This window comes from Antarctobacter sp., from assembly GCF_034670325.1.
Classification (GTDB): domain Bacteria; phylum Pseudomonadota; class Alphaproteobacteria; order Rhodobacterales; family Rhodobacteraceae; genus Antarctobacter.
The window spans coordinates 552,496-565,071 of sequence record NZ_JAXMNR010000001.1 but is presented as its reverse complement, the minus strand read 5'-3'; the positions used below and the strand labels follow the sequence as shown (position 1 = coordinate 565,071).

General features: G+C 63.1%; 13 protein-coding genes. 9 read left to right on the top strand and 4 right to left on the bottom strand.

Annotated elements, in window-relative coordinates; all coding sequences use genetic code 11:
• Positions 1-8: 8 nt before the first annotated feature.
• Positions 9-812 (top strand): FAS1-like dehydratase domain-containing protein, encoded by an 804-nt coding sequence (locus tag VOI21_RS02815; RefSeq protein ID WP_323767478.1) that lies wholly within the window; start codon positions 9-11, stop codon positions 810-812.
• Between the two features lie 48 nt (positions 813-860).
• Here VOI21_RS02815 and VOI21_RS02810 read toward each other — a convergent pair whose 3' ends face one another.
• Positions 861-1,550 (bottom strand): sugar transferase, encoded by a 690-nt coding sequence (locus VOI21_RS02810; protein ID WP_323767476.1) that lies wholly within the window; start codon positions 1,548-1,550, stop codon positions 861-863.
• Between the two features lie 990 nt (positions 1,551-2,540).
• On the opposite strand from VOI21_RS02810, the gene VOI21_RS02805 reads away from it, so the two are divergent.
• The 8 genes from VOI21_RS02805 to VOI21_RS02770 all read left to right on the top strand — a co-directional run bounded on the left by VOI21_RS02805 (position 2,541) and on the right by VOI21_RS02770 (position 8,403).
• Positions 2,541-3,155, top strand: coding sequence for a ribonuclease D (locus VOI21_RS02805; RefSeq protein WP_323767474.1), 615 nt, complete (start codon positions 2,541-2,543; stop codon positions 3,153-3,155).
• A gap of 13 nt (positions 3,156-3,168) precedes the next feature.
• Positions 3,169-3,783, top strand: a complete 615-nt coding sequence (locus VOI21_RS02800) for a hypothetical protein (protein WP_323767472.1) — start codon at positions 3,169-3,171, stop codon at positions 3,781-3,783.
• Positions 3,780-4,289, top strand: coding sequence for a lipopolysaccharide transport periplasmic protein LptA (gene lptA, locus VOI21_RS02795; protein WP_323767470.1), 510 nt, complete (start codon positions 3,780-3,782; stop codon positions 4,287-4,289). The genes VOI21_RS02800 and lptA overlap by 4 nt, the downstream gene beginning before the upstream one ends.
• On the top strand, positions 4,289-5,047 hold the full coding sequence (lptB, locus tag VOI21_RS02790) for an LPS export ABC transporter ATP-binding protein (protein WP_323767468.1): 759 nt from the start codon (positions 4,289-4,291) through the stop codon (positions 5,045-5,047). Before lptA ends, lptB begins: the two co-directional genes overlap by 1 nt.
• 268 nt (positions 5,048-5,315) lie before the next feature.
• Positions 5,316-5,879: a ribosome hibernation-promoting factor, HPF/YfiA family gene (gene hpf / locus VOI21_RS02785; RefSeq protein ID WP_323768412.1), complete on the top strand. Its 564-nt coding sequence runs from the start codon at positions 5,316-5,318 to the stop codon at positions 5,877-5,879.
• 60 nt (positions 5,880-5,939) lie between these two features.
• Complete coding sequence (locus tag VOI21_RS02780) at positions 5,940-6,404, top strand: PTS sugar transporter subunit IIA (RefSeq protein ID WP_323767467.1); 465 nt, start codon at positions 5,940-5,942, stop codon at positions 6,402-6,404.
• 257 nt (positions 6,405-6,661) lie between these two features.
• Positions 6,662-7,789, top strand: a complete 1,128-nt coding sequence (locus VOI21_RS02775) for an RNA ligase RtcB family protein (RefSeq protein ID WP_323767465.1) — start codon at positions 6,662-6,664, stop codon at positions 7,787-7,789.
• Complete coding sequence (locus VOI21_RS02770; protein WP_323767463.1) at positions 7,786-8,403, top strand: peptide chain release factor-like protein; 618 nt, start codon at positions 7,786-7,788, stop codon at positions 8,401-8,403. Before VOI21_RS02775 ends, VOI21_RS02770 begins: the two co-directional genes overlap by 4 nt.
• 1 nt (position 8,404) lies before the next feature.
• On the opposite strand, the gene VOI21_RS02765 is transcribed toward VOI21_RS02770, so the two are convergent.
• Genes VOI21_RS02765 through VOI21_RS02755 form a run of 3 tightly spaced genes read right to left on the bottom strand, consistent with a single transcriptional unit; the run spans position 8,405 to position 12,519 of the window.
• Positions 8,405-9,835 carry a sulfotransferase family 2 domain-containing protein gene (locus tag VOI21_RS02765; protein ID WP_323767461.1) on the bottom strand — a complete coding sequence of 477 codons (1,431 nt, stop codon included), beginning with the start codon at positions 9,833-9,835 and terminating at the stop codon, positions 8,405-8,407.
• A gap of 6 nt (positions 9,836-9,841) precedes the next feature.
• The gene (locus tag VOI21_RS02760; RefSeq protein ID WP_323767459.1) at positions 9,842-11,542 is read right to left on the bottom strand and encodes a beta-1,6-N-acetylglucosaminyltransferase; all 1,701 of its coding nucleotides are present in this window, start codon (positions 11,540-11,542) and stop codon (positions 9,842-9,844) included.
• The gene (locus tag VOI21_RS02755; protein ID WP_323767457.1) at positions 11,539-12,519 is read right to left on the bottom strand and encodes a glycosyltransferase family 2 protein; all 981 of its coding nucleotides are present in this window, start codon (positions 12,517-12,519) and stop codon (positions 11,539-11,541) included. The genes VOI21_RS02760 and VOI21_RS02755 overlap by 4 nt, the downstream gene beginning before the upstream one ends.
• Positions 12,520-12,576: the final 57 nt, after the last annotated feature.

The following is a 12,576-nucleotide window of genomic DNA, read 5'->3' as shown; positions in this document are numbered from 1 at the left end:
AGAAGCCCATGCAGAATGGCGTGCAGGCGGAGCGTCGTCAAACCGATGTAATGGACCCGGATCGGGCAAATGCGCTGGCGGTTGCGCTGGGCCTTGGGCGGGGGGTCGACGCGGGCGACGCCCTGCCGCCGTTCTTTCACCAGATCTATTTCTGGGAGGCGCAGCCGCCCGGTCTGCTGGGCCGCGACGGGCACCCCAAGGTCGGCACCGGGCTGATCCCGGATCTTGGCCTGCCCCGGCGGATGTGGGCCGGAGGGGCGTTGCACTTTCATGCCCCGCTGCGCGCGGGGTCTATGGCGGAAAAACGCTCTCGGGTGGCGGATGTGACGTTGAAACAGGGGCGCAGCGGGCCGCTTGGCTTTGTCACGCTGGCGCATGAAATCTGGCAGGGCGGGCAGCTTTGCGTGACCGAACGGCAGGACCTGGTCTACCGCGAGGATGCAGCGCCGGGGGGCACCCGGCCTACGCCGCCCAAGGCGCGCGACGACGAAGAGACCCGCCGCGCGATGGCGTTTTCCTCGACGCTGTTGTTTCGCTATTCGGCGCTGACTTTCAACGGCCACCGCATTCACTATGACATTGAATATGCGCGCGCGGTCGAAGGCTACGGTGGACTGGTGGTGCATGGGCCGCTGTTGGCGCAGGGTCTGCTGCTGATGGCCGAAGACGCCGCACCGGTGCGTGCGTTCACGTTCCGCGCAACCGCGCCCTTGATGCATGATGAGGCGGCGACTCTGTGCCGGTCCGGAGAGGACATGTGGGTGCGCGGGCCGGACGGGCGGCAATGTATGGTCGCGACCGTCGAACAGTGAGCGGGTTTGGACACGAGGCCCCGGCACGGAGGCCCGGGCGGGGTCAGCCTAGCAGCCGGTGCCGCGCAGCACCACGCGCACCGTCTTGAACAGCACCCGCAGGTCATTGAACAGAGAGAGCTGTTCCAGATAAGCGGTGTCGAACCCGGCGCGCTGGGCAAACGAGCTTTCGTTGCGCACAGACACCTGCCAGTAGCCGGTGATCCCCGGACGCATCGCGTAATAGGCGGTGCCTGGATAGATATCCCGCTGGCACGGCATCATCGGGCGCGGGCCGACCAGCGACATGTCGCCCTTGAGCACGTTGAACAGCTGCGGCAATTCATCAATCGAGGTTTTGCGGATCAGCCGCCCGATGCGGGTGATCCGTGGGTCATTGCGCAGCTTTTGCGCGCGATCCCATTCGGCGCGCGCCGCCGGGTTGGCCGCTAGGTGTTCGCTGAGCCGTTTGTCGGCGTCAGGCACCATGCTGCGCAATTTCCAGATGTCAAAGCTGCGCCCGTTCCGGCCGAGCCGTTTCTGGAAGTAGAACGGTGAATGACCGTCGCGCGCGATAATCAAGGAGACCAGACCGACGATCAGCAGGGTGGGCAGTGCCGCGACAAGCACAATCGCGATATCCAACGCGCGTTTGAACAGGTCACGATACAGGGTTGGCCCGGATTGGACGGTAAGGGCCTCTGTGATCAGCTTTTCGATCCGAGCCGATGGCAGCGGCTGGCGCAGATGCATTGTCACGATGACCTCCTGACGTCATGCGTTGACGAGAGCATGGAAAAGCGCGCGGATGCGTTTTGTAATTCGGACATAGCTTTGCCATGGCACGCAAATCGCGTGTCCCCCCAGATGGCGGATGGGCCGAAGCCCGGAACAATGTCACTGAATCTTTATTCGCAGATACCGCCGCAAACTTAACCAGATACTCCCAACGTGGAAGCACCAACCCCCAAGTGCCGTGTTAACCAGAATACGCCCAAATTGAGGCGGACGCATTCCACAAACAGGTTATGACGTGGTTGGGGTGGCTCCGTCAATGAGCGTGACGAGGCACAACTTAAAGATGAAAATCACGCGACAAGCGCAGGTTGCATGGCGTGTCAGCGGCCTGTCGGGGCGGCATCGGTTTGGATTTTCCCCGTGCGGAAAGTGCGCGATTGTGACTGGCAGGGGGACAGACTCAAAGCCTGTGCAGCGGCGTTGGCACCGCTGAATTTCGTGAAACAATTTTCCCAAAACATTGCGAAAATTGTTTCCAAGCGGGCGACAGTCCCTAATGAATCGTAAAACAATGCCAAAAGATTGTCCGATTAGATCGGCGGATCCCCGCGCATGAAAGGGCTGGATCGAACGCCGGAAACAATAGCGGGCAAGTGTCCGCTTAGCCGATCCCCGGTTTTGGGCGCTGAATCGCACAATGGCGCGCATTGAGGTGGTTGGCTGACCAAAGGGAATGCCGCGAGGTAATCTGAGAGCGCTCCGACAATCCTAGGGGGAGTCCCTGAGTTCACGGAATGTTTCAAAAGTGAGGAAAACGCGAGCGAGAAGCCATAATCCCGCCCGAATCGGGGCGTGATCCTGTCACCGATTCGCCCAATCGAGCCCCTGATTTGCCGCATTTTGGCCTTCAACCCACGAATTGTGGCCCGACGGTGGCGCAGGGCGGAGTTGAAAGCCACCGGGTGCGCGGATATGTCGGGCCGGTAAGACGGAGCGGAAAAAGGACGGATCGTGACAAATTATCTGTATCAGGGCGATTTGCCGGACGATCTGGATCTTGGGCCGGTGGTTGCCATCGACTGCGAGACCATGGGGCTGAACCCGCACCGGGACCGGCTGTGCCTCGTGCAGCTTTCGGGAGGCGACGGCAACGCGCATCTGGTGCAGGTCGCCAAAGGCCAGACCAAGGCACCGAACCTCGCGCGGCTGCTGACCGATCCGGAGGTGCTGAAGCTGTTTCACTTTGGGCGGTTCGACATCGCGGCCATGTACCATGCCTTTGGCGCGCTGGCGGCCCCGGTCTATTGCACCAAGATCGCCAGCCGTCTGGTCCGCACCTATACCGACCGGCACGGGCTGAAGGCGCTGACGCAGGAACTGCTGAGCGTCGATATCTCCAAGCAGCAGCAGTCAAGCGATTGGGGCGCGGCCGAGTTGACCGATGCGCAACAGGACTACGCCGCCTCTGACGTGCTGTACCTGCACCGCCTGCGCACCGCGCTGAACGGGATGCTGGAGCGCGAAGGCCGGAGCGACCTTGCGCAGTCCTGTTTCGACTTTCTGCCGACCCGGGCGATCCTCGACCTTGAGGGATGGCCGGAGACCGACATCTTTGCGCACGTCTGAGCCGGGGTAGGCCATGAGACGGGGCGACGGATTGTATTCACGGGTGATCGCCTGGCTGAAGATCCTGCTGCCGCTTGCCGCCCTTGCCATGCTGTCGACCCTGTTTCTGCTGTCGCGGTCGACCGAGCCGTTGCAGAACATTCCCTTTGTGGAGGAGTTGCAAAAGAGCGCCGCCGACGAACGGGTCAGCGCGCCATTTTTTGCCGGAACGACGCCACGGGGCGACGTACTGAGCGTGACCGCCAAAAGCGTGCGGCCCTTGGGCGGTGGCGAGATCCAGGCCGATGACCTTGCTGCACGGATGCGGCTGTCGGATGGCAGCGAGATATTGGTGGATGCCGTCGAGGCGATGCTGAACGACGGCGACGGGCAGGCGCTGATGCAGGGCGGGGTGCGGATCGAAAGCTCTCAGGGGTATGTGCTGTTGACCGAGGGGCTGGTGTCGAGCCTTGACCGGATCGAAGCCGAGAGCCTTGGGCCCGTGCAGGGAGACGGACCGCTAGGCCGGTTTGAGGCCGGACATTTGCGGATAGCCCCGGTCGGAGAGGACGGCGCGGTGCAATTGATGTTTTCCGGCGGCGTAAAGCTGGTATATCAACCGCCAGAACAAGAAAGTGCTGCCGAATGATCCGTTGCCTGTCTGTCGCCGTCCTGTTGTCCCTCGCGCCGCTGGGCGTTGCCGCACAAGGGGCGGAGGTCGCGTTTGGTGGAATGCGGCAGGATACCAGCGCCCCGGTCGAGGTGACCGCCGATGCGCTGCAGGTGAACCAGTCGGACGGCACGGCGCTATATACCGGGAACGTGTTGATCGCGCAGGGCCAGATGCGGCTTGCCGCGCCGCGGGTGTTGGTGGTCTATGCCCAGCAGGCCGGACGGATCAAACGCATGGAGGCCACTGGCGGCGTGACGCTGGTCAGCGGCTCTGAGGCGGCAGAGGCACAGCGCGCCGATTACGATATCGAGGGCGGCAAGGTCATCATGTCCGGCAACGTCCTGTTGACGCAGGGCCCCAGCGCCCTGACGGCGGAACGCATGGTCGTCGACCTGAAAGACGGCACCGCGCAGATGACGGGCCGCGTGCGCACCGTGTTGCAGCAAAGCCCGGACGGGACCGCGCCGCAGGGGCAACCGTAATGGCGCGTCCCGACCTGAGCGTGACCGAGGGCGACAGCGGCCTTCGGGTCAATCACCTGCGCAAAAGCTATCGCAAACGCGTGGTGATCCGCGACGTGAGTTTGCGGGTGGATCGCGGCGAAGTGGCGGCTTTGCTGGGGCCAAACGGATCAGGCAAGACCACCTCGTTTTACGCGATTGCGGGGCTGGTGAACCCGGAAGGCGGGCAAGTCCTGATCGACGGGCACGACGCGACCTTTCTGCCGATGTACCGCCGCGCGCGTCTGGGTATCGGCTATCTGCCGCAGGAAATGTCGATCTTTCGCGGGTTGAGCGTCGAGGACAATATCGGCGCCGTGCTGGATATCGCCGAAAAAAACGTCCACCGCCGCCGGGAACGGCTGGAAGAACTGTTGGGCGAATTTTCGATCGAGCATCTGCGCCGCGCCCCGGCGTTGGCCCTGTCGGGCGGTGAGCGGCGGCGGGTCGAGATCGCGCGCTGCCTTGCGGCCAATCCCAAGTATCTGCTGCTGGATGAGCCTTTTGCCGGGGTCGATCCGATCAGCGTGGGCGACATTCGCCACCTTGTGTCCGATCTCAAGACGCGGGGCATCGGCGTGCTGATCACCGATCACAACGTCCGCGAAACGCTGGAGATCGTCGACCGCGCCTATATCCTGCATGACGGTCAGGTGCTGATGTCCGGCACGCCAGAGGAAGTTGTCCAGAATGAAAACGTACGCCGGGTCTATCTGGGCGAAAACTTTCGCTTTGGCTAAGCGTCTGTGGGTGCAGACAAAGGTGGTCAGCAACACTTTGTCGCCAGATGTCTTGGTTTCCCGTAGCGGTTTCCATTGACAGCACCGGCGGTTTCCAAGTCAAATATCACTATGGTGCTTTGTAACGCGGCATGGCGACTTTGCGGGCTCCTCGGTTTCGAGGCTCTCTGCACGCATTCCGGGGCAATGCGCCTTCCCTGAACCTGTGACGTCGCGGCGGGGCCCGCTCCCCGTGTCGGCGTTCGGGTGCATAAGAAAAGGACAAATGATGCGCTATCAGATCACGGGAAAACACATCGACATCGGCGAGGCACTTCAGGTGCATGTCACAACCGAGCTGGGCAGCGTGCTGGACAAGTATGGCCAGCGCCCGACCGATGCGACGGTGGTTTTTTCGAAGGCGGCTCATGAATATAATTGCGAAGCGATTGTTCACCTGTCGAGCGGGCTGAACGCGGCCGCCAAGGGAAGTGCGACTGAAATTTATGCGGCGTTCGAGTCCTGCGCCGAAAAAATGGACAAACAGCTCCGTAGGTACAAACGCCGGTTGAAGGACCATCACAAGGATCGGCCCGACCCTGTTGAACATTTTGGGGCAGCCTCGTATATCCTCGCCACCGAAGCGGATTCGGGGGACAACGAGCCCGAGACGCTTCAGCCGATGATCGTGGCGGAGATGCAAACACAGATCCCGTCGCTGTCGGTTGGGGAGGCCGTGATGCAGATGGAACTGGCCGGAGCGCCGGTCCTTGTGTTCCGAAACGAAAAGAAGGATGGCGTGAACGTCGTATACCGGCGGGATGATGGCAACATCGGCTGGATCGATCCATAAGGATCACCCCACCGGACCCCGATCCGCGCGACGAATGCGCCTCAGACACAGGCAAGACCCATGAAGTTTGTCGATCTCATCAAGCCGACTGCTGTGAAAGTCGTATCTGCGACCTCCAGCAAGAAACGCCTGTTGCACGATGTCTCGGACCTTGCTGAAAGTGCCTATGGTCTCAGCGCCCCGCGTATCCTTGAGGCGCTGATGGAGCGTGAGGCACTGGGGCCGACAGGTGTCGGCCACGGTGTCGCGCTGCCGCATGCGCGGATCAACGGGGTGGAAGAGGTGACCGGGGTCTTTATCCTACTGGAACGGCCCATCGACTTTGACTCGGTCGATCGGCAGCCGGTGGATATCGTCTTTGGGCTGTTCGCGCCCGAAGAGGCCGGGGTCGAACATCTCAAGGCACTGGCGCTGGTGTCGCGCAGCCTGCGCAACCCCGGCTTGTGCGCCAAGCTGCGGGCCAATCCGGTGCCGACCACGCTGTACACTATCCTGACCGCTGCCGAGGCCGAAAAGGCCGCCTGAGGCATCGGGGCCACAGCGCCCCACAGGTCTGGAATTCCCCCGTTGGCGTTACGGTGCCAGCGGGGTATCCACTTGGCACACAGTCACACCCGATATCAGAAGGAGGGCCGCAGATGACCGCTATTCACATTGACGCCATTTCCTTGGATCGTCGGGGCCGCTGACCGTTCCGCCCTGCGGGGCGTTTTTCCAGCCCATCTGACGATCCGTCTTGCGGTCTTTTCGGCCGCTCATCTCTGCATGAGAAAGACGGAGCTATGGGCAATTTCCCCATTCAGACACCCGTGGGTGTCGCTGAATTCTATTCTGATGACGCCTGGATCGAAGGCCGGGCGGTCGATCAACTGCACGATGTTGCGGGCTGGCCCGGAATGCGCGCCGTGGCGGGGTTTCCCGACCTGCACCCGGGCCGTTTTGGCCCGGTTGGCGGGGCGTTTCTGGCCGACCGCCTCTACCCGCAACTCATCGGGCCGGACATCGGCTGCGGCATGGCGCTGTTCCGGCTGGACCTGCCACGCCGCAAGCTGAAGCTGGACAAGGCCGCGCGGCGGCTGGAGGCGCTTGAGACAGGCGTCGACGCCGACACCGGGGCCGCCGCGCTTGCCGGCACCTGCGCCGCGCAACTGGATGCTTACGGGCTGGGCACGCTGGGTGGCGGCAACCATTTCTGCGAGGTTCAGGTTGTCGACAAGATCACAGATCCCACGGCGGCCTCCGGTTTGGGAGTGCAAGCGGGGGACCTCTGCCTGCTGGTTCATACCGGGTCGCGCGGGCAGGGCGCGGGCGTGTTCACGGGCATCAGTGACACCTGGGCCGACGGCTTTTTGCCGGGAAGCGACGCGGCTGAAAGCTATGTGGCCTTGCACACTGCGGCACAGATCTGGGCGCGGGTGAACCGGGCGCTGATCGCCGGGCGCGCGGCAGAGGCGCTGCGCTGTGAGGCGCGGCTGATCTGTGACGCGCCGCACAACCATCTGGAACGTCGGCCCGACGGCTGGCTGCACCGCAAGGGGGCCGCTGCCCCGGACCGGGGGCTGGCCCCGCTGGCCGGATCGCGCGAGAGCCACAGCTATCTGATGGCGGTGCCAAAGGGCCCGCCGGAGGCGCTGGGCTCTGTCTCGCACGGGGCGGGGCGTCGGTATGACCGCGCCGCGATGCACGGGCGCATCCGGCGGGTGAAGTCAGAGCTGGAGGCGATGCGCAAGACCCGCTTTGGCGGGCGCGTGATCTGTACCGACCGCGATCTGCTGATCGAAGAGGCGGGCAGCGCCTATAAGGATGCAGGTGCCGTGCTGCGCGACCTCGAAGCCTTTGGTCTTGCCCGTGCGATCGCGGCCTTTGCGCCATTGCTCACCTTCAAGACCAGCAAAGGAGGCCGGGGATGACGACGCTATTGATCTCCAGCGGGAACGGCCCCGGAGAATGCCAGCAGGCTGTTGCGCATGTGCTGGCGCGCATGGCGCAAGAGGCCGCAGAGCGGGGCGTCACGCTGGATCTGGTTTGTCGCGCCGGGCGGAACGGGCCGGTCTCTGCGGTGGCGGTGCTGTCGGGGCGGTGCGCAGATGCGCTGGCCACGCGCTGGCAAGGCGCGCTGCTGTGGCGCTGCGCCAGCACGCTGCGGCCCCGGTACAGGCGCAAAAGCTGGTTCGTGCAGGTGTTCCGCCTGCCGGACGCGGCGGGCGGAGCGGCGATTGACCCGCGCGAGGTCGAGATGGTGGCGATCCGCGCCGGGGGGCCGGGAGGTCAGCACCAGAACAAGACCTCTAGCGCGATCCGCGCGCGCTGGGGCGATTATGCGGTTGTGGTGCGGGACGAACGCTCGCAGCACCAGAACCGTCGGCTGGCGCTTGCGCGCCTTCAGGCGCTGGCCGATGCAGATGCCGCCGAAGCGCAAGCCACCCGCGACGGGCAGGCGCATTGGTTGCATCATCAGGTGCAGCGCGGCGATCCGCTCCGGACCTTTGATGGGCCGGATTTTGTCGAACGGGGCAGCGCGTAGTTCAGGCCCAGTCGTCGAAGCCGAACATCACATAGTCGCGCTGATAGGCCTCGCGCCCCAGCGCCTCGATCTGGTTGTCGTAGATCTCCGCCAGTGAAAACGGCGCGCTGTTGGGGACGGCGACGGGGTCGGGCGGGTTCTGATGCCCGACCTGCAGGGCGAGGGCGGGCAGATATGCCTCCATCTCATCCTCGCGGACGATCATGTCGGGCAAGGTGAACTCGGCCATGCCCTCAAGGCACTGGGCCTGCGTGGCCCAGTGGCCATCGACGCGCAGCGCGGTCTGGCCGTTGAGGTTGGCCCGGACCCACGAAAGCCAGGCGGTGAAAGCCTCGCGGTGGGCATTCACGTCATAATCGGCCCCCGGCTCTCCCTCCGGGATGGGAAAGCTGTGGGCGCGGCGCAGCACCTTGCGGATGCCCGGAAAGCTGCCCTTTTCGGTGGTCAGGATCTTGGAGCAAAACGCATCATGCGCGCGCGCCAGAGGGTGCCGGATCACGGTAAAGCTGCGGTGGCCGGGGCGGTCACGTTTCCAGCCGCGCAAAGACCCTTGGGTGAACTTGTCAGACAGCTTGCCCGGCTTGACGCCGTCCAGCGCGGCCAGCCACTGACGGACCGCCCGTTCTGGTCCCGACCGGATCGGCATGTACAGCAGCGGGGTATCCTGTGCGGCGACATAGGTCGGGACCACCGGGCCGCGCCGGGGTTCAAAATTCGGCGTGCGAGACAGGTTGAACCGATCCAGCCGCGCCAAAGAGGCGGACATCTCGGCGTAGTTTTCGACCTTTTCCGCCGCCGGTTGCGGGTTCTGCCGTTTCAGCGCGGTGTTCAGGCTGTCCAGCCGCGACGAGATCCCCAGCCATTGCGCCAATCCGTTCATGACGGCGACGTCCTGCAAATCCTCATAAGCGACGTAAAAGGCGGTTTGCCCGTTGGTTTGCAGCGCGCGCAGCAGGGTCACCTGAAAGTCCTGAAGGGCAGCCAGATGCGCCTCAAACTCCGCAGCGTCAAACCGCGCCTGCGCATCCTTGCGCCGCTTGACGTTGGTCAGTTTCCACTGGCCGGTGGCCTGCGCGATCTTTTTGCTGACATAGCTGTCGACCGGATTCCGGGTCAGCACGATCTTGGCGGTGCGCGGGTTTTCCAGCAGCAGTTCCAGAACGCGGGGATCGTGGTCGTGAAAATAGCGAAACCCGCCCAGCCCCTCTGGCGTGCCGGTGCGGATGCGTTCCAGCAGCGCGGCGGGATTGCGATCACGCTCTTCCAGCGTGACATCAAGGATATGATCGGTGTTGGGATAGCCGATGAAATGCGGGTTGAACGCCTCACCGTGGCAGGTCAGTCCGTCAAAGGCGTTGAGATTGGCCTCTAGGAAATTCGACCCGGTCCGCATCTCGGCAAAGATCACGAAACAATCGAAACGCTGGGACATGGGGGATCATTTCCTGACGAGATAGGGTTTTCGGGATGTGCCGGGGCGGCTGTGTGGAACAGGGTCCACCGGGAAGTCGCCCATCAGATAGGGGTGCATCCCCTGATTCTTGAGGTCCTGAAGGAACTGGCCAAATCCGGTCAGGTCCACCATGCGCGGCGCCTCGGCCAGACGGCGGGCGTTCTTTTGCCCGATCTCGTCGATCAGGGTTTGCAGCGGCTCCATTGGGGCCTCGATGAAATCGGCCATCGTCCATGTCCGGATGCGCGCCTTGGTGTCGGGCCTGCGCAACTCATCCAGCATCTTGGCCTCTATCCGTTGCAGGCGCGCGGCCTCGGCCCGGATTTCCGCGAAGTCCGCCTTGGATTGATAGAGCGGCACCGCCCAAGCGCCCGAGATCACGCTGATCTGGGCGTTGGGGTCCAGCGTCATGTGTCGCAGCACGTCGGGGTTGTCCGATGGTCCGTATTGAAAGCACTGGCGCTCACCGCGCGTGTTCCACAGCAGGTTTGTCAGAAACGCCTTGGGATTGGCATCGCGCAACAGCGCATTGTCCGACAAGGCCCCGGCGACAACCGCTTCGCGGCCCGCAAATTCGGCCCGGTCGGGGGCATAGAGGTGGCCGTGAACCTGCGCCCCGGTCGACTTGGCCAGCCAGTTCTCAAACCCAAGAAACAGATCGGCAAAGCCCTGAAAAACAGAGTATTTTCCTGCCGTTACCCCGTTTTCCCAGCCAAGGCGCGGGAACCGGCTTTGCATGTACAGGCCGGGGCGGCCCCGGGTCCGGCGGTCCACCGCCTTGGCAAAGATGCGGTCAATCTTGCCCGGGTTCGGTTCCTGTCTCTGCTGGGCGCTGTTGGGATCGGTCAGGAACGCCTCATAAAGGCGGTTGGCGCGCGGCCAGATCTTGCGCGCGACAAAACAATCGGACCGGCGCAGGAGTTGCAGGTGATCGTCGTAGAAGATGTGCGGTTTGCCCTGAAAGTCGAACTTGGACAGGGTCAGCGAGCGGCTTTCGATCTGGGTCGAATAGAGCCGCGCAAGGGTCTGGAAATAGCTTTCGTCCGGAATCCAGACATGGCGGAAATAGCGGTCGTGGCGCGGGCGTTCCGGGTCTTTGAGAATGGCGGACAGGGTTTGGCGCGTCAGGCACCACCATTGGCTGCCCATATGCGGCGTCAGCCCGGCGGGGATGCGGCGGGCATAGCCAACGGCGCGTTGCAGATCGACGAATTTATCGAACAGGTAGCGGTGTTTGCGCCATGAAAACGGGAATTGCAGGGTAAAGCGTTCATGATCCAGCCCGCCCACGGTCCAGGGCACATCGGCAGTTGTCGCGCTTTCGATGAAGTCGGTGCGTGGGCGGTCGGCAAGGTAGTCGCACAGTTCGGCCACCGGACGCAGCGGCAGGCAAGAGCCGGAGGACAGGTAGACGTGGCGCACATCGGGAAACCGGTCCAGCATCAGTTCGGACGCGTCCTGACTGGCGGCGACCAGCCCCCAAGTCCCCCATTCGCAGCGGTGGCGTTTGGAAAACAGCACATCGGGCAGATCGGCAAGCGCCTGTCTGAAGGCCCGGAAACGGTCCTTGGGCACCTTGGCGTCGACATGGATCACCACCGGACAGCCGCCCTGCGCCCAGTGCCGGGCGGCCTGTTCGGCGCGGTCAAAGGCGGTGTGGACCAGCATGACGACTCCCACGCTCATGCCCAGTTGCCTTTCGACATCAGGCCAAGGATCTCAAGCTGGCGCCAGTTGATGTATTTCTCGGACCATTTGCACCACAGGTCCGGGTTGTCCTTCACCGCCTCGGCGTAGGCGATGTATTCGCGGCTGGCCCCATAGTGCTGGCTGCGGCTCAGTTCTTCTTCGGCTTTTTCGGTGAAGGTCGACAGGAACTTGGTGTGCAAAAGGATGCCGCTGGCCTTTTCGCCGCCCCATTCGTCATAAACCTGATTCAGCCCGCGTGGCAGCAGGTTGTGGGTAGAGGACACATAGGCATAGCGGCGGTCCCATTTCACCAGCGGAACCTTGTTCAGGGCCGGGGCAAGCTTGGGCTTGTCGGCAAAGAACACCCGCGCGCGCGGCCCGCCCTGAATCCACAGGTTGCCGAATTGCGGATTGCGCTGGATCGAATAATTGCCCGCGTCGAACCAGCTGGCGATTTCCAGCGGGTCCTGACCGGCGCGATAGGAATGCAGGTCGATCCGTCCTTTGGGGTACATGTCCAGCAGCATGGCCGAAAACGATTTGATCGACGAGGCATCCAGCCAGTCGGTCAGCGCGCTGAGCGGGCGGGTGTCGCAGAACGGGTACAAAAAGAATTCGTCCGGGTCGACGGTCAGTGCCCAATGGCCATGGGCGTGTTGCATCAGCAGCCAGTTCAGCCAGTCGACGCCAAACCGCGCGCGTCTATAGCTGGCCCGCGTGGTCCAGACCGAAACATCGGGCTGGTCGGCAAGGTAATTGAGTGAGCCATCCGTGCTGTCGTTATCGACAAAGAAAAAGTGGCTCACACCCATGTCGCGGTAATAGCGCAGGAAATAGGGCAGGCGGATGCCTTCGTTCCGTTGGGTCGAAAACAGCAGGATATCCGATGGGCGGATCAAATCGGTGCGGTTGGCGACCGGACGCAATTCACGCCGCTTGCGGAACGCGCGGATGCGCCAGCGTTTCCGCTGCATCCTGAGACGGTATGCCTGCCATGCGCCCAAAGATTTGCCTCTTGCCCCGCGCCGCAT

Bases quoted from the DNA above. Each gene is read 5' to 3' on its own strand.
- VOI21_RS02775 (WP_323767465.1), top strand. From the start codon at position 6,662: ATGGGCAATTTCCCCATTCAGACACCCGTGGGTGTCGCTGAATTCTAT.
- VOI21_RS02765 (WP_323767461.1), bottom strand. From the start codon at position 9,835: ATGTCCCAGCGTTTCGATTGTTTCGTGATCTTTGCCGAGATGCGGACC.
- VOI21_RS02755 (WP_323767457.1), bottom strand. From the start codon at position 12,519: ATGCAGCGGAAACGCTGGCGCATCCGCGCGTTCCGCAAGCGGCGTGAA.
- VOI21_RS02815 (WP_323767478.1), top strand. From the start codon at position 9: ATGCAGAATGGCGTGCAGGCGGAGCGTCGTCAAACCGATGTAATGGAC.
- lptA (WP_323767470.1), top strand. From the start codon at position 3,780: ATGATCCGTTGCCTGTCTGTCGCCGTCCTGTTGTCCCTCGCGCCGCTG.
- VOI21_RS02770 (WP_323767463.1), top strand. From the start codon at position 7,786: ATGACGACGCTATTGATCTCCAGCGGGAACGGCCCCGGAGAATGCCAG.
- lptB (WP_323767468.1), top strand. From the start codon at position 4,289: ATGGCGCGTCCCGACCTGAGCGTGACCGAGGGCGACAGCGGCCTTCGG.
- VOI21_RS02800 (WP_323767472.1), top strand. From the start codon at position 3,169: ATGAGACGGGGCGACGGATTGTATTCACGGGTGATCGCCTGGCTGAAG.
- VOI21_RS02780 (WP_323767467.1), top strand. From the start codon at position 5,940: ATGAAGTTTGTCGATCTCATCAAGCCGACTGCTGTGAAAGTCGTATCT.
- hpf (WP_323768412.1), top strand. From the start codon at position 5,316: ATGCGCTATCAGATCACGGGAAAACACATCGACATCGGCGAGGCACTT.
- VOI21_RS02760 (WP_323767459.1), bottom strand. From the start codon at position 11,542: ATGAGCGTGGGAGTCGTCATGCTGGTCCACACCGCCTTTGACCGCGCC.